Source organism: Mesorhizobium sp. LNHC252B00, from assembly GCF_000502955.1.
Classification (GTDB): domain Bacteria; phylum Pseudomonadota; class Alphaproteobacteria; order Rhizobiales; family Rhizobiaceae; genus Mesorhizobium.
Window position 1 is genome coordinate 16,306 of sequence record NZ_AYWO01000041.1, and the last position, 20,038, is coordinate 36,343.

14 protein-coding genes and 9 pseudogenes are annotated in these 20,038 nt (G+C 60.6%); 13 read left to right on the forward strand and 10 right to left on the reverse strand.

The genetic code is table 11. From position 1 onward, the window contains the following. Positions 1-755 precede the first annotated feature (755 nt). The 4 genes and pseudogenes from X744_RS02860 to X744_RS01000000170400 form a co-directional block, all read right to left on the reverse strand. The gene (locus X744_RS02860) at positions 756-1,538 is read right to left on the reverse strand and encodes an IS630 family transposase (protein WP_245266850.1); all 783 of its coding nucleotides are present in this window, start codon (positions 1,536-1,538) and stop codon (positions 756-758) included. A gap of 20 nt (positions 1,539-1,558) precedes the next feature. After that, positions 1,559-1,714, reverse strand: a pseudogene (locus tag X744_RS1000000172855) (IS91 family transposase); the annotation flags it as partial. A 358-nt stretch (positions 1,715-2,072) separates the two neighbouring features. Next, on the reverse strand, positions 2,073-2,231 hold the full coding sequence (locus tag X744_RS1000000175635; RefSeq protein ID WP_023762570.1) for a hypothetical protein: 159 nt from the start codon (positions 2,229-2,231) through the stop codon (positions 2,073-2,075). Next, positions 2,231-2,815: a hypothetical protein gene (locus X744_RS01000000170400; protein ID WP_023762571.1), complete on the reverse strand. Its 585-nt coding sequence runs from the start codon at positions 2,813-2,815 to the stop codon at positions 2,231-2,233. Before X744_RS01000000170400 ends, X744_RS1000000175635 begins: the two co-directional genes overlap by 1 nt. Positions 2,816-3,065: 250 nt before the next feature. Between X744_RS01000000170400 and X744_RS01000000170405 the strand changes: the two genes are divergently transcribed. From X744_RS01000000170405 to X744_RS0138550, 6 genes and pseudogenes are all read left to right on the forward strand, one after another. Further along, positions 3,066-3,431 carry a hypothetical protein gene (locus X744_RS01000000170405; protein WP_023762572.1) on the forward strand — a complete coding sequence of 122 codons (366 nt, stop codon included), beginning with the start codon at positions 3,066-3,068 and terminating at the stop codon, positions 3,429-3,431. A gap of 416 nt (positions 3,432-3,847) precedes the next feature. Beyond that, the gene (gene ligD / locus X744_RS02855; RefSeq protein ID WP_084025732.1) at positions 3,848-5,785 is read left to right on the forward strand and encodes a DNA ligase D; all 1,938 of its coding nucleotides are present in this window, start codon (positions 3,848-3,850) and stop codon (positions 5,783-5,785) included. Between the two features lie 183 nt (positions 5,786-5,968). Next, a pseudogene (locus tag X744_RS02850) lies at positions 5,969-6,926 on the forward strand (zincin-like metallopeptidase domain-containing protein). Further along, positions 6,923-7,238 (forward strand): annotated as a pseudogene (locus X744_RS01000000170410) (DUF2958 domain-containing protein); the annotation flags it as partial. The pseudogenes X744_RS02850 and X744_RS01000000170410, both read left to right, overlap by 4 nt. 227 nt (positions 7,239-7,465) lie before the next feature. Continuing rightward, a pseudogene (locus tag X744_RS1000000175640) lies at positions 7,466-8,110 on the forward strand (ParB/RepB/Spo0J family partition protein); the annotation flags it as partial. A 6-nt stretch (positions 8,111-8,116) separates the two neighbouring features. Then, positions 8,117-9,010: a LysR family transcriptional regulator gene (locus X744_RS0138550; protein WP_348626182.1), complete on the forward strand. Its 894-nt coding sequence runs from the start codon at positions 8,117-8,119 to the stop codon at positions 9,008-9,010. 111 nt (positions 9,011-9,121) lie between these two features. On the opposite strand, the gene X744_RS142330 is transcribed toward X744_RS0138550, so the two are convergent. Beyond that, positions 9,122-9,598: a MucR family transcriptional regulator gene (locus X744_RS142330; protein ID WP_023762579.1), complete on the reverse strand. Its 477-nt coding sequence runs from the start codon at positions 9,596-9,598 to the stop codon at positions 9,122-9,124. A 1,224-nt stretch (positions 9,599-10,822) separates the two neighbouring features. Between X744_RS142330 and X744_RS142325 the strand changes: the two genes are divergently transcribed. Further along, the gene (locus tag X744_RS142325) at positions 10,823-11,011 is read left to right on the forward strand and encodes a hypothetical protein (protein WP_023762580.1); all 189 of its coding nucleotides are present in this window, start codon (positions 10,823-10,825) and stop codon (positions 11,009-11,011) included. Positions 11,012-11,056: 45 nt separating this feature from the next. On the opposite strand, the gene X744_RS142320 is transcribed toward X744_RS142325, so the two are convergent. Together X744_RS142320 and rocF are read right to left on the reverse strand one after the other, a co-directional pair. Next, entirely contained in the window at positions 11,057-11,899 is an 843-nt protein-coding gene (locus X744_RS142320) for an ornithine cyclodeaminase (protein WP_031261241.1), read from the reverse strand. A 2-nt stretch (positions 11,900-11,901) separates the two neighbouring features. Then, on the reverse strand, positions 11,902-12,834 hold the full coding sequence (gene rocF / locus X744_RS142315; RefSeq protein WP_031261242.1) for an arginase: 933 nt from the start codon (positions 12,832-12,834) through the stop codon (positions 11,902-11,904). Between the two features lie 139 nt (positions 12,835-12,973). Between rocF and X744_RS142310 the strand changes: the two genes are divergently transcribed. Beyond that, complete coding sequence (locus X744_RS142310; protein ID WP_031261243.1) at positions 12,974-13,414, forward strand: Lrp/AsnC family transcriptional regulator; 441 nt, start codon at positions 12,974-12,976, stop codon at positions 13,412-13,414. A 414-nt stretch (positions 13,415-13,828) separates the two neighbouring features. On the opposite strand, the gene X744_RS01000000170415 is transcribed toward X744_RS142310, so the two are convergent. Together X744_RS01000000170415 and X744_RS142305 are read right to left on the reverse strand one after the other, a co-directional pair. Further along, complete coding sequence (locus X744_RS01000000170415; protein ID WP_245266851.1) at positions 13,829-15,229, reverse strand: site-specific integrase; 1,401 nt, start codon at positions 15,227-15,229, stop codon at positions 13,829-13,831. A 364-nt stretch (positions 15,230-15,593) separates the two neighbouring features. Beyond that, positions 15,594-15,809 (reverse strand): annotated as a pseudogene (locus tag X744_RS142305) (mechanosensitive ion channel family protein); the annotation flags it as partial. An 84-nt stretch (positions 15,810-15,893) separates the two neighbouring features. Between X744_RS142305 and X744_RS142300 the strand changes: the two are divergent. From X744_RS142300 to X744_RS1000000172865, 5 genes and pseudogenes are all read left to right on the forward strand, one after another. Further along, entirely contained in the window at positions 15,894-16,604 is a 711-nt protein-coding gene (locus X744_RS142300) for a pentapeptide repeat-containing protein (protein WP_023762587.1), read from the forward strand. A gap of 220 nt (positions 16,605-16,824) precedes the next feature. After that, entirely contained in the window at positions 16,825-17,355 is a 531-nt protein-coding gene (locus tag X744_RS1000000174150) for a hypothetical protein (protein ID WP_156938638.1), read from the forward strand. Beyond that, positions 17,319-17,482 (forward strand): annotated as a pseudogene (locus X744_RS1000000175645) (transposase); the annotation flags it as partial. The gene X744_RS1000000174150 and the pseudogene X744_RS1000000175645, both read left to right, overlap by 37 nt. A 368-nt stretch (positions 17,483-17,850) precedes the next feature. Then, positions 17,851-18,082: pseudogene (locus X744_RS1000000172860) on the forward strand (transposase); the annotation flags it as partial. A 266-nt stretch (positions 18,083-18,348) separates the two neighbouring features. Then, positions 18,349-19,256, forward strand: a pseudogene (locus X744_RS1000000172865) (transposase); the annotation flags it as partial. Positions 19,257-19,651: 395 nt separating this feature from the next. On the opposite strand, the pseudogene X744_RS0138565 reads toward X744_RS1000000172865, so the two are convergent. Beyond that, positions 19,652-20,038: pseudogene (locus X744_RS0138565) on the reverse strand (transposase); the annotation flags it as partial.

A 20,038-nucleotide genomic window follows, 5' to 3' on the forward strand; every position in this document is an offset into this window, starting at 1 on the left:
AGGCTTCGGTCGGGCGGGGGGTAGGACTTAAGTCTGAGCCCAAAACGCAATGGTCTTACCCTGATGTAGCGTGGAACAGCTTGCTTCCAACGTTATTGTTTCTCCGGAAAGTTCGGAGAAAACAGATGGATAGAAGTGTTAGCCAGGCTCGCTGGTTGCTCGCACCGCTGTTCGCGACCGCCGTCACCTTTCTGGTGATAGGATTCGCGCTTGGCTGACATATTTGCAGATCGGCGCAGCTACGTCCCTTCCTGTGCTGACAGGGTTCACGGGCCGCACTGCGGTTGGCGAATCCTCAATTTGTAACGGGTGCAAGGCCTGCCTTTTCCGGCCGCGCGCCTTAAGAGTTGGTACCATTAGAGTTGTGTAACACTGGAGGCTTTCTATGGATCGGCGATCCTTCTTGACAGCAATGTTTGGCATTGCAGGGGCAGCGGCCTTTGCAAGCGCGGTTCGGCCTATCGACGCAGTGGCAGGTGTTCCAGGGGCCAAAAGCGGCATTCTCGATGAACTCGACGCGCCAGACTCACCGACCTTCGATGACGAAGGTACTCAGGCGGAAGTGGAGCCGGTCTACCATCGGCGCTACGACGACCCTTATTACGACCCAGATTACGGCCACTATCGCCGCCGCCACCACCGCCGGCGGGGCTGGAGAAGGGTCTGCCGTAGTTACTGGCGACATGGCCGCCGGCGCGTCAGGTGCTACCGCAGGCGGGCCGGGATCGTGTTTCGGTTCTAGTGGCTCTGCAGGATTATGACTCTTTGCCGGTGGGCTTTGGATAGGCTTTAGCCATTTTGAGGCGGGCCTGTTCGGTTGAGAACATCCAATTGATGCGGGCGCCGCTGTTATTTCGCTGGTTTTCCCACGCGGCGACCTCGGCAATGAGGCTGTCACGACTTTCGATGCGGCGGTCGAGGCACTGACTGCGCAGGACGCCGATCTCGATCTCGACCATGTTGAGCCAGCTGGCGTGCTTTGGCGTGTAATGGAATTCCAGCTGGTAGAGTGCGGCGGGCGTGTGGGTCGACAGATTGTCGAGGACGACGCGGATGCACTCGGCTTGCGGATAATAGATATCGGCAAGGTCGCGCATGCAGTGGGCAAAGTCGTGAGCGGCGCGCCGCTCGGTGACTTTCACCTTGCGCCAGGATCGGTGGGCATCGAGGAAGACGAACAGGTTGGCAGTGCCATTGCGTTTGTATTCGAAGTCATGCCGCTCCAGCCTTCCCGGCGCGGCCGGGATCGGCTGCCGCACTTCGCCGATGAGCTGGGTCGGGCTTTCGTCGAAGCACAGGACCGGCCGCTGGATCCGGCGCCTCGGCGTAGAGGTCGAGCACATCCTCCATGCGCGCGACATACTCGGCGTCGACCTTGGGAATGCACCACATGTCCTTGCGCCAGGGCTTGAGATCGTTCTCGGCCAACGCCGACGCACCGTCTCGCGCGACAGCTGTTCCTGGTCGGTCAATTTGACGAAGGCGTCGGCCAGCAACTCCAACCATTTTCGGCACGCATGTTGTTTGATGCCATCCACGACGCGGTAGGCTGACGGGGCTTCGGATCGGCGGCGATCGTCAGCATCGTCTCCGATGCCGCCTTGAACAGCACGTCGTAGACCGCCGCCTTGTTCTGGAATGCGATGTCAGCGACCTCGGCGGGGAGCGTGAATACGACGTGGAAGTATCCGACCGGCAGCAGGTCGGCCTCGCGCTCGGCAAGCCACCGAGATCGAGCACCGGCGTGTATTCGCCCGTGCGGCGCCAGACGCCTCGCACTTTTCCATTCTCCCGATCCCGCCTCGGATCGAACATCAGCCCCTCGAAGTGATCAAGGAACGCCTCTGCCGATGCGGCATCGCTGAAGCAATGGAGCCGATAGGTTTCATATTTGCGGTTCGGCCATATCGCCTGTACATAGCGCGTCTGGTGCTTAAGCCCTCGTTCCTGGCAGAACTTCGCGATCATGGTGAAGTTCCGGTCGGTGCAGAGATCATCCGGCAGCGCAATCTGGTGCGGCCAGTCGCGGTCGATCACCGATGGCGTCGGTGAGCCCCGACTGCGTTTGACCACTATTCGAAATGCATTGATTGGCCGCGCATCATTGCCAGCGTCAGCGCGATTGCGGGATTTGCCGGCGGCTTCTCCATATGCAAGGTGCCGTCGAAATCACGCCATGCCGCCATGCGCAATTCATCATCGTCATCGCTGGCCGCCGGGTCGGGGGGCATCACAGGGGTCCCGGTCGATCTCGATTGTCCAGTCCTTGAGCGCTTTGCGAGCATCTCTTCGACCTGGGCAAGGTCGCTGGTGAAGAGGGGGATACGGTCTCCAGCTCCGAAGGCGGCTCAACCCGGTCCAGGGTCGGCCGCTCGGGAACCCAACCGAGAACGAAAGCAATATCGAAATCGATCTGGCGGTCCGGGCCGCTCGTGATCTCCAGCCGCTTGACGACGTCAGGATAGAGCTGCTTCCGTTCTGGCCAGCTATCTGGAACCGCTTCGGCTTGCAGCTTCGTCCGAGGAACGTTGATCAGTTCCATGACCTGATGGTGTGGAACTTCCGACCATCCAGCACAACATGCGGTCACCGCGGCCTTGTCGGCCTCCATCCAGACTGTGGCGGTCCGATCTTCGTCCTCGGTAGGCTTGTCGTCTTCAGGAAAGCCTTTGAAATCCCAGCCTTCCAACGCGAACAGTCCTTCCGCGCCTTGCAAAGCCATAATGCCGGCGCGTTCAAATACTGCTTCGGCTGCCGCGATTCCACGTGCGAGCTCTTGGGGTGTTGCGTCGTCAATGTTCAAGCGAACTTCCATGGTTCGCCTCCTATAACCTAATCCTGCCGATGTGAACAAAATGAGAACAAAGAATCAAGCGTCCCCTTGACGAGGGAGGAATATGTTCCTTATTTCAGCGTGATCTGGAGCAGCAAAGGGACGGGCCCGGCGTCAATCGCGCTGGCCGGCGACGCTATGGAAACAACCGCGGAAGACAATTTTCGGATCGAGGTCTGGGAGCGCGAGGAGCAGGCTTTGGCAGAAACCATTTCGCTCCCCCGATTCAACGGTGAGCCAGGCAGCCTGGCAGGCCGCCATCCGGCGCCGCCCGGGCATGCTGCTGATCCACTACAACAGCCGACATGTGATGGAGAAAATCCTGACACCAGGCGAGGTCAAGATCCCACCGCAGGCCATGGTCGATGGCAGCGTTCACGCGGGCCTGGATGTGGCGCTCGGCGATCTTCGCGAATGGCATGTATTGCGGGCTTGGTGCAGATCGTGTTCGCACCATGCAACGGTAAAGCCTGCCGGGCTCATCAAGCGCTATGGAAAGGGCGCTCTGTTCAGTTCGGTCGAGCGAGCACTTTTTTGCACGAGTTGTGGCAGAGGCGGGCCTGTCAGGTTGGAAATTCACAAGCTGCCACGCAATTGAGGGGTGAAGGGATCCACGACCTCATCGATTTCGTCCAGGCCAACTCGGCTCTGGTTTGGGACAATCCGATCTCGGTCAGCGGCCGGACTGTCGAGGGCCGGAAATCCCGCGCCATCTCCGCGGTCGGCGTCGACTAAAATATGCGGACCACCGCGGACGGGGACAGTCGGTCCCGCGTCCCGTCCTGCGGCCGGCGCTATGCTGACGCTCCTACGGCTGTCCCGTTCACCGCCCGCGGCGGGGGCGAATTTCCTCCGTCCTGCGCGCGACAATGGTCCGCTGTTGCGGCCGCGCGCAGGACTGCGGCTTATATGCCTTTATTCCTTTGAGCGCCGACGGTCACCGGCGCGGGATGCTTGGGCATGGAACCGAATCCCAGGCAGGGTATTGAATCGGACTATGTATCCGAGTTCCGCATGTCGGCTGTAGACGGCACCCTCAGTAAAAGCCGCGCACGGCGCAGAGACTCAGAATCTGTCCCTACATATCGGCTCCCGAAGTTTCGTCCCTTCCAGCTATGCACGCTGACAGACCACATACCGGTGGGCGGGGATTGGCTCTTCGAGATGAAGTTCGACGGCTATCGTGCCCAAGTCGCCATCTCCGGCTCGAATGTCGTCGTCTATACCCGCAATGGCCACGACTGGACCCGACAGTTCAAGGTCATCTTGCCGCCGCTTCAGAATCTGACCAAAGGCGCGGTTCTGATCGATGGTGAGATCGTTGCCATCGACAGCCAGGGCCGTACGAACTTCTCCATGCTGAAAACCGGCATTGCCGCGGGTATGCTCCTCAAGTTCTACGCCTTCGATCTGCTTGAATTGGATGGCGAAGATCTGTCGAACCAGCCGCTCCTCGAACGCAAGGCGCGACTTGAGTCCCTGCTGGGCGCGCGCCGCCCTGACGACAGCCTGCAATTCTCCAGCCACATCGTCGACCAAGGCAGAAGGGTGTTTGACGCCATGTGCCAGGGCGGTCACGAAGGCGTCATCGCCAAGCGCGCCGACAGCCCCTACGTCGGCGAACGCACCTGGAGTTGGCTCAAGATCAAGTGCACGAAGCGACAGGAATTCGTTGTCGGCGGCTATCGCCCAAGTGACACGGGGCGTGGCATGGCATCGTTGATCCTCGGCACTTACGACAATGGCCAGCTCATTTATCGCGGCCGCGTCGGCACGGGGTTCACCGAGGCGATGCGCAAGGACATCCTCGCGAAGCTCGAGAAACGCCGTGTCGAGAAACCGGCTTTCGCCTCCGTTCCGAGAGACATTGCCCGACGTGCCAAATGGGTGAAGCCCGAGCTTGTTGCAGAGGTTACCTATGCCGAAGTGACACCGGACGGCAGCTTGCGGCATCCAAGCTTTGAGGGCATGCGCGAAGACAAGCGGGCCGACCAGGTGGTGATGGAAATGCCGAAGACGCCGGCAACTCTTGGCTCCGCCAATCTCGATCCGGGAATCGGCAAGGAGATCGCCGCTGCTGTCGGCGTCAAGCTGACGCATCCAGACAAGGTCATGTATCCAGGCACCAAGGTGACCAAGGCAACGCTCGCCGCCTACTACGCCGTGGTCGCCGAGAAGATGCTGCCGCACATCCAGGATCGGCCGCTGTCGCTGGTGCGCGATACCGACGGCGACCTGCAGCAGACCTTCTTTCAGAAGCACAGACTGCCAGGCATGCCCAAGGCTATCCATGACGGCCAGCTGGAGAAGATGTCCGGTAAGGAAAGCCGCATCTTGTGGGTCGATGACCTGGCTGGGTTGATCGCAGGTGTCCAGATGAACGTGCTCGAATTCCACATCTGGGGAAGCCGTCGCCAGCAGCCGGATCTGCCGCACCGCATGATCTTCGACATCGACCCCGACGAGGCCTTGGGCTTTGCTGCCGTCAAGCAGGCAGCCCTCGACATTCGAGGCATTCTGGAAGCGCTTGGACTGCAGTCGTGGCCGTTGCTGTCCGGCGGCAAGGGCGTTCATGTGGTCGTCCCGCTCCTGCCGAAGGCAGACTGGGACGAGGTCAAGAGCTTCTGCCAAGACTTCGCCGAACTGCTGGCCCGCACAGATCCGTCGCGCTTCGTCGCCAACATGAGCAAGATGAAGCGCAAGGGCCGAATGTTTCTCGATTACCTGCGCAACGGCCAGGGCTCCACTGCAATCTGCCCCTGGTCGACTCGGGCACGCGCGGGGGCGTCGTGCGCGGTGCCCGTCAGCTGGGATGAGTTGCCCACCTGCGAAAGCGCCAACGGTTTCGATGTTTTCGCCGCCGCCGCGCGGGCTCAGTTGCCCGAAGCCTGGGAAGGATATTTCGACGTCGAACAAACGCTTACCGACCGCATCCGCCACGCAGTCCGGTAGTACAACGATACTAGATGGTCAGCGACATTTGCTGATTTGGCGCGGACCGCCTTTGCCCCAAGTTCGGGAGCGTCCCCCTTCGAGGCCCCGGCCACGCCCTCTAGAGTGAGAGTACGGACCGGTTTGCCGTGACGGGTTGAGAGCTGGAGGAGAGGCCTCCGGGGCCCGTCGCGGAGAAACGCGATGTCCAGACATTACGCTCGCGCCGGCGCCGACCGGACAAGCCTCTATGACGATATTACGAACAAGATCATCGCCGAGCTGGAAGCTGGGCACTTTCCCTGGGTGCAGCCCGACGCAAGCATCCCTCGCCATGCCGGCCAATGCCGCCTCTGGCCGCGCCTATTCGGGGATCAACGTGCTAATCCTGTGGGGTGCGGTCGTCGAGCATGGCTTTCCCGTCCAGGGCTGGCTGACTTTCCGCCAGGCGCTATCGCTGGGCGGCCATGTCCGCAAGGGCGAACACGGAACCACCGTCGTCTATGCTGACCGCTTCATCCCTGACGACGAGAAGAATCGCGCGCGGGAGACCGGCGAGGCAGCCCAGGCGATACCGTTCCTGAAGCGCTTCACCGTGTTCAACGTTGCGCAATGCGAAAATCTGCCCGACGATCTGGCGGTGTTTCCGCCCGCACCAGAGCCCGGACTGATCGAACCGGCTGTCGACGCACTGATCAAGGCGACAGGGATCGATTTCCGCATCGGCGGCAATAGCGCCTATTATGTGCCGGCGCACGACTACGTGCAGGTGCCACCTCCGCAGGCGTATTTCCAGACCATCGACTGGCACCGCACCGCCCTGCACGAGCTTGGGCATGCGACCGGCCATCCCTCCCGCGTCGGCCGTGACCTCGGCGGCGCCTTCGGCACAAAGCGATATGCTTTCGAGGAACTGGTCGCCGAAATGAACGCGGCCTTCTGCTGCGCCTCGCTAGGTATTGTGCCGACCGTGCGCCACGCCGATTACCTGGCCTCCTGGCTCGAGGTCCTGCGCGAAGACAACCGCGCCATCGTGCGTGCCGCCTCCCAGGCCAGCAAGGCGGCCGACTGGTTGCTCGCCTTCCTGCCGCAACCTGACGGTGCAGCCAGGGCAGACCGGGCCGACGTCGATGAGGCCGAGATCGAGAGGAGGGCGGCATGATCGTTCTCACCGAGGAACTGCGCGTGCCTGCTCGCTACGGCCGCGGGCGCGACGCCGAACACGTACCGGTCGTGAAGTTCTTCAATCCACTCGGCGAATGAGCCTGACTCGCAACCGCGCTGGATGCCGATGGCGACACCATGTTCGGTCTCGCCGATCTCGGCTATCCGGAGCAGGGCAGTTTCTCGTGTCCTTGAGATGACTTCGATCCGGCTGCCCTTCGGCATGGGCATCGAGCGCGACATCCTCTTTGGCACCGACCTGCCGATTTCGGTCTGGGCAGAGGCCGCCCGCCGGGTCGGAAACCTTCGCGAGCCGAACGCATCTCTACCACGCCGCCCAGCATGGCCGGGACGGCAAGTGAGATCTCACCTTGAAATCCGCAAAGCCGCAGATGCGCAAAGTCGTGTCTGCGGCCCTGTCCCCCTCTGGATCTTCGGTGTGCGGCGCAGTCCTCAGAGTGAGAGGGCTGCGCCCGTCTTTTTTGACGGGGTTGGAGGTCGAGAGAGTCTCGGTCGCCCCGTCGCGGAGATAATCCCATGGCTACGCCCAAGCAGACGATCACCCTCAACGCTTCACGTGACATCCCCTTCAACAAGCTGATGCTGAGCCAGTCCAATGTCCGGCGCATCAAGCGCGGGGAAACGATAGAGGACCTCGCCGCGTCGATCGCACGGCGCGGCCTGCTCCAGAGCCTCTCCGGCCGTGCTGGATGGCGAGGGTAAGGCATGTTTGAGGTGCCGGCTGGCGGGCGCCGCTATCGCGCGCTGGAACTGCTGGTCAAGCAGAAGCGCATGATCAAGACCGAGCCAGTTCCCTGCGTTGTCAGCGACGCTCACAGCGCGGTCCCGATCGAGGAGGATTCGCTGGCCGAGAATTTTCAGCGCGAAGATTTACATCCGCTCGACATGTTTCGCGCCTTCCAGACCCTTCACGACCAGGGCGCAAGCCATGAGGAGATTGCGGCACGCTTCTTCGTCTCCGCAACATTCGTGCAGCAGCGCCTGAGGCTGGCCAGGGTTTCGGCCAAGCTGCAGGAGGTTTACGAGCAGGATGGCATGCAGCTCGAGCAACTCATGGCCTTTACCGTGACCGACGATCACACGCGTCAGGAGCAGGTCTGGGAGGCGCTCGAAAACTCCTGGTCGAAGGAGCCGCAGCAGATCCGGCGCCTGCTGAGTCAACTGAAGGTGTTCCGGGAAGTCTTGCGGGCCGGATCGACAAGGCGAGCGGCGGCAGCGCTCGGGATAAGCCAGCCGGCTGTCAGTCAACACGTGAAGCAACTCGAGATCACGCTCGGCATCACACTCTTCAAGAGATCAGCCAACCGCATCGTCCCCTTGCAGGAAGCCTGGGAACTCCTGCGAAACGTAGAACTTGCCCTGACGTCGCTCGATCGCCTGGAGGCGTCGATCTTCGCTATGAAGAACGAGGAAAAGCAACGGATTGCGATTGCCGCGCCCTCTGTTTTCGGCTTCGTGACCTTGCCCAAGGTCGTGGCGATTATCCACTCAAAGACCGCTTCGAATGTCCGGTCGATTTCGGGAAGCTACGAGCAGATCGGCGAACACATCCTGGCTGGGCGCGCGGATCTCGGAATCTCGAGATTGCCCCTGGATCCACGCCTGTTTGAGTGGGCGCCGCTTGGATCCGCACGAAACGTATGCATCTTTCATCCCGACCACCGCTTTTCAAAACAGACCTGTATCGAGGCGCAAGACCTGGCAGGCGAAACGATCGTCGATATCGATCCCCAGTTCGCGGCCCACCAAATGAACTTTAATGCCTTGCGCTTCGCCGGCGTTGAGCCAGACATACTGGTGGAATTCGATTGCAACGGTCACGAAGCCGGATACGTTTCGGCTGGCCTGGGCATTTCGATAACCAATGAGATCATTGCGCGTGAATACGCGGCATTTCATCTCGAAGCAAAACCGGTGGAACCGTCCGCGCTCTATCACTACGTTGCGATTTGGCAGAAGGGCAGGACCTTTTCGAACGCACTGAATGTGTCGCTCGAGGCAATCATCGCCGCGTTTTCCCAGATGCCGTCGGCTAGAGGGGGATCATCCCTTGAGGGCTAATGTACTCGGCAGCGGCTGCCATGGAACAAGAGGCAGGGTTCTTTCTGACGGAAGGCGATCGCTCCGCGCCCTTGAACAGAATGCGGGCTTTTGTGCAAAATAGCCCGGATGTCAGGTTGTCTTGATGCCGATCTTGCGGCGCTTGGCCGGCGCCGGCAACGTTACGGGTTCAGGCTCTACGGCCTTCCGTCCCAGGCCGATCGCCTTCGCCATCGCGGATCGCACCGCGGCATAGTTCGGCGCAACCATTGGGTAATCGGAGGGCAGGCCCCATTTCGCGCGGTACGCATCTGGCGTCAGATCGTAGTGGGTGCCTAAGTGCCGCTTGAGCGATTTAAACTTCTTGCCGTCTTCCAGACAGATGATGAAATCGGGCGTCACCGATTTCTTGATCGGGATAGCGGGTGTAGGCTTCTCTTCCGCTTTGGGTGGGCGCGCGCCCTGCAGCTTGCTGATCGCCTCATAGGTATCGGCAATTACGCGGGCGAGTTCCGCAACTGGAACCGGGTTATTGCTGACATAGGCGGAAACGATGTCAGCGGTCATCTCCAGCAATTCCACATCGGACTCGATAAGATCTTCAGGCATTTGGCCGACCTTTCATCTGCTCTTCAGGTGCCGTAGCCCGATCTGCGTCAGCAGCCTCGCTACAGCAAAGCGCACCAGGTGCACAAGACAAGAAGTTACGATGGAACGCGGCTGGCGCATGGGTCAGGAAACTCTGCATGAACCAGTTCGGGCGCGGCACCGCACAGCAATGAAGGTGCAAGCGCAATTGGGCAGGAGGGCGGACCCGCCATAATCCGTCGTGCGCTGGCAATTCGCCGGGAGATTGCCAAGCGGAAGGTTATGGAGAAACTGCCAACGGAGGCGGTGCGTCAAGGCTACGCGGTCCACGAAAATTTCGGGCGCTCTGTTTCTCTGGATGAGCTTAAGGGCAGAGAGCGGCAATAGGTGATCGCAACCAACACCTCCGCCGCTCGTTCACCTATGCCCGAATTTTGAAATGGTGCGGACGCGGAGCCCTGCCTGAGCCTGGCCCGACCGAGTGATGCCCCCATCTCCCGATCGAACCGCACCGCGTCCTTGTGGTCGGCTTACCATGCCGTCAACGCCCGGGAAACGTCGCGTAAGGTAAAATGCCGGTGAACGATGAGCGCAACCAGCCCTCCGCCGCTCGTTGACCTATGCTGGGTTGATTCCTAGCCACTCCAAGACCCGCCCAGCCATGCTTATGTCGGGTGTGGGCCTTTTTGATCACATTAGCGGAACCTAATATTTAGCGACTGGTTTCTTGGCGGCAGCACCCCTCGCTGCTGGTTAAGGTGCGCGACCCTTGGCCGGGCCCGCCTTTGCCCCGAGCTTGGGCGCGGGCCTACTCTCGGGCTTCCGTCGCCGGGCGTTTGATTCAGCCGTCCAATCCAAAATTGTGCCAGCCTGATCTTGCAATCAACTGCTCTGCCAAGATACCAAGCCGGTGCTGGGTAGATCCTAGCCAGTCCTAGCTATGCCCGTCAGCCGAAAGGTTGGCGGGCTTTTTAATCGAATGTTCACCGGTGCCAGTCATCATTACGGAGCGGCTATGTTACAATACCGCCCTACAAAAGCCCGTCGCTTTCCCCCGAAGCGACGGGCTTTTTGCATGGGACGACCACGCAGATAGGGATTGCCGCGAGCTGCCAACGCACGGAACCGGCCGTGCCTCTTGTCGTGGAACCTGATGGGCACGGGGGGTCGGCGCGCGTGCCTATCATCCGATCACCCGCTCAGAAATTTCTACCAAATATTCCCGACCCACATTAGGCTTCCCTGATGGTGTCCCTACGGTACGACTTGAGGAAGGAAGCGGATGAGTCCTGGATGGTGTTCGACGTGTTCACCGGGCTGCCGGCTGTGTACGAAGGCCACCAAGCCGTCGACCTCGACATGGAGTATGCCGATGATCTCGTGGTCTTCCTGAACGCTGTCGACCGGAAACGTAGGGTGGGTCGCCCGTGGTGACCTCTGATGGGAACCATACCGTCTCTGCAGTTTTAAGCGAGCCTTTTATGCGGCCGGCTTCAGGGCTGCCCTCAGCAGCATGCCAAAAAGGTCGCGCGGCTCGTCGGGATCGGCAAGCAGATCGAGTTCCTCGTAGAGGCCGGTCGTTNGCAGGATGTCCTTGTGCAGTTCGGTCTTGCCGGGGCAATCGCCGCCGACGGCGTTGATGTGGACGCCGGAGCCGACCATGTTGTCGGTGAGGATGGTGGCGCACTGTTTGTCGGCGGTGACGGTCGTGATGATCCCGGCACCTTCAACCGCTTCCTGCCCGGATGCGCAGATGGTGATGTCAAATCCCATGCCAGCCAGGTTCTTCGCGCATTTCCGCGAGGCGGATCGATCGATGTCGTAGAGCCTGAGCCTGTCGATGCCGGTCAGCGCCTTGAAGGCGATCGCCTGGAATTCCGATTGGGCCCCATTGCCGATGATGGCCATGGTGCGCGCGCCGCCCGGCGCCAGATACTTGGCCGCGACAGCGGATGTGGCGGCGGTACGCAGCGCCGTCAGTATGGTCATCTCGGTGAGCAGCATCGGGTAGCCGCTACCGACATCGGCGAGCACGCCGAAGGCAGTCACCGTCTGCAAACCCTGGCGCATGTTCTTGGGATGGCCGTTGACATATTTGAAGCCATAGAGCCGCCCATCGCTTGTAGGCATCAGTTCGATGACCCCGTCATGGCTGTGCGATGCGATGCGAGGCGTTTTGTCGAAAAGTTCCCAGCGACGGAAGTCTTGCTCGATGTAGCCGGCGAGCTCGGTCAGGAAGCGCTCGACGCCGATGGCGTTCACCAGCTTCATCATCCGGTCGACGCTGACGAAGGGGACGATGTTCAACTTTGCCGTGGCCATGATCAAAAGCTCCCGGAATGGCTGCGGGTGGGGCGGTCCATGATGCGGCGGCCCATCAGGCTCGCCGTCAGGTCGACCATCAGCGTCGCAGTTCGGCCACGCTCGTCCAGAAAGGGATTCAACTCGACCAGGTCGAGGCTGGAGACGAGGCCGCTGTCGGACAGCATCTCCATCACCAGATGCGCCTCGCGGAAAGTCGCGCCGCCGGGAACCGTGGTGCCGACAGCCGGCGCAATGGACGGGTCGAGGAAGTCAACGTCGAGGCTGACATGCAGCAGCCCGTCCTCTGCAGATACCCGCGCCAGAAAGGCGCGCAGCAGCGGCGCGATGCCATGCTCGTCGATGGCGCGCATGTCGTGCACGGTCACGCCCGCCTGGTTGAGCGCGTGGCGCTCGGCCGGGTCGACACTGCGCAGGCCCATGGTGCAGATGCGCTTGGGATCGACCGCAGCCGGCAGATCCGGAAAATAGCCGCTAAAACCTGGCTGGCCGCTGGCGTAAGCGAGCGGAACGCCGTGCAGATTGCCGCTGGCGGTGGTGTCGAGCGTGTGGAAGTCCGGATGCGCGTCGAGCCACAGCACGAACAGCGGGCGTCCGGCTTCGGCAGCGCGGCGGGCGATGCCAGACACGGTCCCGGCGGATATCGAATGGTCGCCGCCGAGAAAGATAGGCATGGCATTCTCGCTCGCGGCGTAGGCGGCGTGAGCAATCGCGGATGTCCAGGCTGATATCTCGGGCAAGGCCTTCAGCGCCAAATTGCCATGCACGACGCGCCTCGCCGGAATTGCCTGGACGGCCCCCATATCCTCGACAGCGTGGCCGAGGCCGGACAGCACTTCAGCAAGTCCGGCCGTCCTGAGCGCACTTGGCCCCATCTCACATCCCATCCTGCCAGCGCCATCCTGCACTGGCGCCCCGACGATTCTGCAACGCATTGTCTTGTTTTCCCGCTGACCAAGTTCGAATGACCCGCGAGGAGATCATGGCGAGGCGGCGATATGAACAGGCAGAATTGGCAATTCGAAAAGCATTGTTTATCGTATGGCAGCGAAATTGGCCAAAATGGTAATCCCGATGGATGCGCTGGACGAACGGCTCGTGACCTTGCTTCGGCATGATGCGCGGCGGAGCGTGTCTGACCTCGCCGTCGACCTCGGCGTCTCGCGCGCCACAGTCAGGGCACGGATGGAGCGGCTGGAGCGATCCGGCGACATCATCGGCTACACGGTGGTGCTGCGCGCCGACGCCGTTGATCAGCGCATCCGAGGTATCATGCTGATTGAGATTGAGGGCCACGCCGCTGACCGCGTGGTCCGGGCGCTGGGCGGCTTCCCTGAAGTCTCGACCATCCACACCACCAATGGCCGCTGGGACCTGGTGGTCGAGCTCGGGACCGCATCACTGACCGATTTCGATGCGGTGCTGCGGCGCATCCGGCTCATAGCCGGCATAACGGGCAGCGAAACTAGTCTGCTCCTGGCGACGCCGCGCACGACCCGGGCACGACTAACTTAAAATCCGATCAAGGCCGACTGTGCGGGCGAGTGAGATGCAAACCAGCGCTTCTAACGATGCAGAGCTTCTCGGCCGGCCAGTTTCTGTTCGCCGTGAGCCCGACCGAAATAGGGTAGGACGATAGCCGCTCACAGCTAGCCAACCTCACAGATCAACGCAAGTTCATCGCCGACAACTCCGCCACGCTGATGCGGGTTGGTGACGCTGGCAGTCCTAAGACCATTGCTGGATCTTATAATGCCCAGCGATCCGGAGGCCGTATTCGATCTCGCCTTTCACTAGGCTGCCCTCGCAACTCGGATCGTGTGCAGGGTTTCCGCTTGATATGCGAATATCGACGCAACATCTTCCAATCCTTGTGCCCCGTGACCAAAGCGACTTGTTCTATCGTGAAGAACCTTTTGACACTCACATCTATGCGGCGCGCGCTGCCAACAGCGCGTGGAGAGCCTCCGGCTTCAGATGGGTGTAGCGCTTCAACATTTTCCAGTCCTTGTGCCCAGTTACCAGCGCAACTTGTTCGATCGTGAATCCGGCCTCGAAAAGCCGACTCGTTCCTTCGTGCCGCAAATCATGAAAATGTAGGTCGTGGATGCTCAGGTCAGTGCATCCCCGACGGAAGGCGGTGCCGACTGACCTATGATTGAATGGGAAAATTCGATCATCGTCGTTGCTACGCTTTGCCCGCTGCTCCTCGACAATGGCCCATGCATCGTATCCAGTTGCCGCGAATAGCGGTATGCGCTGATTGTTGCCGTTCTTGTTCCGAGGGTCTTTCCGATCACGGATAAGAAGCATCCGCGTGCGAGATTCCAGGTCGGACCAACGCACCTTGCAGATCTCCTCCTGGCGCATCGCGGTTGCGACGGCGAAACGTATGATCTGGCTAAGCGGAGCAATTTGACGAGGGTTTGCATCGAAGTGACCGATGAGCCTGTCGAGTTCATCCTGCGTCGGCCGTCTGTCGCGCTGGTGGCCTTTCCCAATGAGGCCAAGTCTCTTGAGGGCGATACGCGCGAGATCGACTGGTTCGACCTTGACGGGCAGGCCGTGAACTGCAGCGGCATGAGCCAGAATGAGTTTTATAAAGCCGATGTCGATACCGAGAGTCATCGGTCCGGCGCCTTGGTCGGCCCGGTCCCGACCAAAACGAATGAGCCGTTCGCGATCCAGGGCTGCGATGTTGCACTTCCCCAGATGTCTTCGGAGCATATCGAGGGCTGCGGCCTTGGAGCGGCGAGGGGACTTGCCTACATCGCACATGTCGTCGATATGAAGGTCGATGAGTTCGCCGAAGGTTTTCAGGCGCGCTATACGGGACTTTGTCGGCGTCTCACCGCGATCGACTTGGCGCTCGGTTTCGGTTGCCCAGCGTCGTGCGTCCTCAGAAAGGTCTCGCTGGCGTAGCGACCTTTGCGACGGACTTGCACACGCCAGGAGCCGGACGAGAGTTTTGTGTAGGTGGCCATTTTTTCGTGTGCGCTCCGTGTGCACTGAAAGATCGAAACGTGGCGAAAAGGGTCGTATTCTGGCGTAAAGTGGCGTGGCCGCGCTTGCGTCTACCAAATTGATGTTAAAGAAAAAATGCTGAAAAATCAAGACCATAGCCTGGCTATTGCACCCATGCTGGATGGGGCGGAATAGTAATAAAATCCGATAGTTACGAGATGTTGCGTGCAAAAATCGCACACGTTCTGCTTCCCTTCTTTTTTCGTTCCCCCGACGGAGCCGCCGATAGCCCTTTTCGGACGCTCTTCTGCCGACGATATTGACCGCGCCAACGCGGATGTCCGCCGAGATATCCGTGACCTTCATTGTCCGCCGCCGCGTTCGGTTTGCCTAGGGGTTCTTNCGTGTGCTCTTCCGATCTCGGAAAGCCGGCTCCACGAATATCCAGCGTACTTGTCGGGCCTATCGGTGTCCGTTCAACGGCGCAGACTACGCACCTCCGCGGCGAATGTGCAGTCGATACACGCACGGCGGGCAACTTACCTGGGGATAGTCGTCACGGCGCGTCCACGCCACGGGGGCGAGTCGGTGGCCCGCAACCCGTGATAGCCGCCACAGAGGATGCACTCGATGACCGCCGGTCCGAAAACTACACGTTGGCAGGCCGCGAGCAGCTGCATGTAGCCTGTAGAGGCTGACCGACTAGGTACCGTCAGGCGCGGGTTTGTCGCTAGCTCGCAACCTGCTTCATCTTAAGTAGTTGCTGCGCGGCGGCCGCGTTGTCGCCGCCACCCGCCACATGCACGGTGGGAACGGCGAGCTTTATGCCGTTCTCGTCGAATGCCTTCTTGATCATCATGAACGCTCGCCGCTTGATGCCGAACTGAGTTCCCGGCTTGGTCATCAGCTTCATCCTGAGGTCGATCCCGGAGTCGCCAAAGCTGTCGATAGCGGGAAAAACGCCGTCGCTTTCGAGTGTCAGCAGATGTGGTAAGGTTGATTGTCGGCGAGTAGCAGAGGTCCAGCAACAATGAGACGAACCAGAGTTTACGGCGCATCCGGCTTGGTTCTAGCGGTTTGCACTGTATTTGCTTGGCAGAACGCCACTGCCGCTCAAAATTGCGACGCAGCCGCGACGCCTGGCGTCAATTGGCAGGACTGTGACAAAAAGCTTCTCATCCTAAAAGGACAGGACCTGAGCGGGGCGAACCTGTTCGGTGTTGATTTCACTTCGACCGACCTCAGGAACAGCAATCTCCGTGCGGCAAATTTTGAGAAGGCAACGCTTGTGCGTGCTTCCCTGGCCGACTCGACCGCCAAAGGCGCCCGGTTCGACAAAATCGAGGCTTACAGGACCGACTTCAGCCGTATGGACGCGCAGGGCGCTGTGTTTGCGAGCGCGGAAGTGCAGCGCTCGAATTTCCAGGACGCCAATCTGACCAATGTTGATTTCACAAAGGCGGAATTGGGGCGAGCGCAGTTCCATGAAGCCGATATCAGCGGCAGCCGCTTTTCGTTTGCCAATCTCGCGCGGGCGGACTTCCGAGGAGCGACGTTCACCGCGCCGATAGACTTTGACCGCGCTTTTTTCTTTCTGACCCGTATCGAGGGCCTCGATCTTTCCAATTCGGCGGGTCTGTCCCAGTGGCAGCTCAACATGGCTTGCGGAGACGCCCGGACCGAGTTGCCTTCTGGCTTGACGAGGCCTGAAGATTGGCCCTGTCAATTCCAGCAAGAATAGTTGTCGGCAAGCCGCCCATCACCGCAAGGACGCCGAGGAAGACGAAGACAGCGAGCCGCAACCCAGGCGATTCATCATCGGAAGAGGTTAGGCACTAATTTAGGCACCGAATAAGGCGCTACTGAAAAGCGCTTTAAAAACAAATTGACTGGAAGGAAATTGGTGGGACAAGTGGAGCATAACAGCGAACTCTGAAAATGACTGGAAAATCAATGTCTTAATGTGTTTTCTTGGCACTGTTAGCGTTGTCAAAGAACGTACAAAGAAGATCATATCGCTCTACGAGAGCGGCCTGGGGCAGGGCCGGATTGCCAGGCTGATTGGAATAGGAGCAACTTCCGTCATCGCGTTTTGGTCGCATCGGGCATCGAAAGACGCCCGACAGGTGGCCAGAAGAAACGACATTCATAGCGCTTCTACAGGAACGGTGCCTAGTTTGGGCAACCGAATTCAAAAGCGGCTCGAACGGAATGAGTCCTTTCCGCTGCCGCGCGGTGGATCGATTGCTTGTCTGCCGTCGCTAACCGGAGAAGCTGTTCTCACCTACGACAGCTTGATCGACGGTGGGGCCCTATTGCTGCGCCTGGATCGGCTTGCGACAGATGACGCGACAGCAGCATCATTTGATCGGTGTGTAGATCTCGCCAGTCTTGGCCACACAACCAATCAGGCTGCCCTGCCGACCGACCTGTTTTTCTGTATCCATTTTTTGCATCATCTTGGGTGGAGGACAACATCGAGGAGACGCTGAGCTTCTATCGGCTGCCGCTTGCCCATCATAAGCACATGAAATCGACCAACATGCTNCGACCCGCTATCTCAACATGGATCATCTGCGTGAGCACAAGAAGGAGAGCCTGAGGGCCTTGGCCGCCTGAGCAACGTCATGTGTCCGCCGCTCCGCTAAACACGGGAGTTGCGCGGCGGACACCGACGTCACAGCTACCGCCACGCCATTTTTGCACAACTTGACGCACACAACTCGAGGGGTTCGCGGATCAGTCCGCGGTCGTCCCGTTGTCTTCGTTTGCGACAAGTCGTGGTTTTCGAGCTCGTGACGCGCGATCCCGACTTGCCATCACGTTGCCGACGATAGCAAAAGAGCGCCCTCAAACGGGCGCCGGCATTCTATCCCTTGTAACACCCACGCGTTGGCGACAGACCTTCGGGCGGTCGTGGACGCACTTCTCTACATCTCTACATCGCCTGACCGGCTGCCAGTGGCGGGCATTGCCGGACCGTTCCCGCCCGAGAAAAACTGTCGCAGGCTCTGGCCAATCTCGGCACATGGACCATCGAAATCATCAAGCGCTCCGACACGGCCAAGGGCTTTGAGGTGCCCGCCGCGACGACGGGTCGTCGAGCAAACTTTCGCCTGGCTGGGACGTTGTCGCCGGCAAGCCAAAGATTTCGAGGCGACCATCGCCAGCGCCGAGCGTGGTCTTCTCCGCCGCCATCGCGCCAACTTCGGTGCTTGATCGGCATTACAGCCAAAGGACATTGTTAGAGCGAAAAGCTGACATTTGCGTAGCAGGACGACAAAATGCCAGCATTTATCAAATTATCTCGTTAGCGCCAGCCGTGGCCTTAAATAATCCGAAGCGAAATTCCATCGCCGCGAAAACCAGCCCCCGTAGAGCGATTAGCATTTGCCTTCCAATCCGCATTTCTCGTTTCTCCAAAGGTTGCACCACGAAGCCCTTTCACCATGCATCTGTCGTTCCGCCCAGCATCGCCATCAGCCATGCGGGCGGCGGCGCATCGCCGACGATTCGGCCGCGACCATGCCGGCCATCTCGGGCGTGTCGAGCGCCGGGTTATGGCCGCGGTGGAGGCGTGCCGGACCGCGGCCCTGGGCGGTCACGCCGAACACTGCGCCGACTGCGGTCTCGTGCGGCAAGCCTATAACTCCTGCCGCAACCGTCACTGCCCCAAGTGCCAGGGCCTAGCCCGNCGATCCTGTTCAAGGCCGCATCCGAAGCCTTGAGGGTGGCGGCGGCCGATCCCAGGCATCTGGGCGCCGAGATCGGCATGGTCGCCGTGCTTCATACTTGGGGTCAAAATCTCCACCATCATCCGCATGTCCACTGCGTCGTGCCGGGCGGCGGCCTGTCGCTCGATCCTGCCACGGCGAAGGCCGGGGACCAGCGATGGATCGCCTGCCGGCCGGGATTTTTCCTGCCCGTGCGGGTTCTGTCGCGTCTGTTCAGGCGGCTATTCCTGGGGCGCCTGCAGGACGCCTTCGACGCCGGCCAGCTTCGCTTCTTCAGCGATCTCGCCAGCCTGGCCGACCCTGCCACTTTCTGCGCCCAACTGACTGGACTGAAACGCATCGAATGGGTCGTCTACGCCAAGCCCCCGTTCGGCGGTCCCGAACAGGTCCTCGCCTATCTGGGCCGCTACACCCATCGCGTCGCCATCGCCAACAGCCGCCTCGTGAGCCTGGACCAGGGAAAGGTCAGCTTCCGCTGGAAGGACTATCGCCACCACGACAAGTCCAAACACAAGCTCATGACCTTAAGCGCCGACGAGTTCATCCGGCGCTTCCTGCTGCACGCTCTTCCAGACGGATTCCATCGCATCCGCCATTACGGCCTCCTCGTCAACGGCCACCGCGTCGCCAAGCTCGCCCAGTGCCGTCTTCTTCTGGCGGCGCCCACGCCGCCGACGCCGGACCCGACCGCCGACTATCGCCAGCGTTACCGCTGTCTCACAGGGCACTCCCTGGACATCTGTCCGGGCNGCTCTTCCAGACGGATTCCATCGCATCCGCCATTACGGCCTCCTCGCCAACGGCCACCGCGTCGCCAAGCTCGCCCAGTGCCGTCTTCTTCTGGCGGCGCCCACGCCGCTGACGCCGGACCCGACCGCCGACTATCGCCAGCGTTACCGCTGTCTCACAGGGCGCTCCCTGAACATCTGTCCGGGCTGCGGCGGCGCCATGGCCTCGCTCGGCCCGATCCCGCGCAAGGCCCCGACCTGGCCAGACACCTCATGACACGCTACGCACCGACACGCTCGCACCGTCCATCCCGGCGTCTGCTACAGTCGCCGAGGGGCTGCGATCTGAGCCGCAGCTTCAGGGCGTCATAGATGCGGGAGAGATGCTTTTCGCTCGAGCCGATCACCCAGTGGCCCAGAGCGCCACGGCTGACAGGAACNGTCATAGATGCGGGAGAGATGCTTTTCGCTCGAGCCGATCACCCAGTGGCCCAGAGCGCCACGGCTGACAGGAACGCCCGCGCGCTCGAAGGCCTGCGCCAGGCGGTAGAGCGGTGTGCCGTCGACGTATTTGTGAACGAGCGCGAAGGCCAGCGTCGAAGCCGTGGCGATGCTGCCCGGCAAGGGTTGCGCGGGCATCGGCGCGGTCACGACCGGCGTGTTGATGCCGGTACGCTCACAATGGCGGCAAGCATATTTGAACCGCACATTCT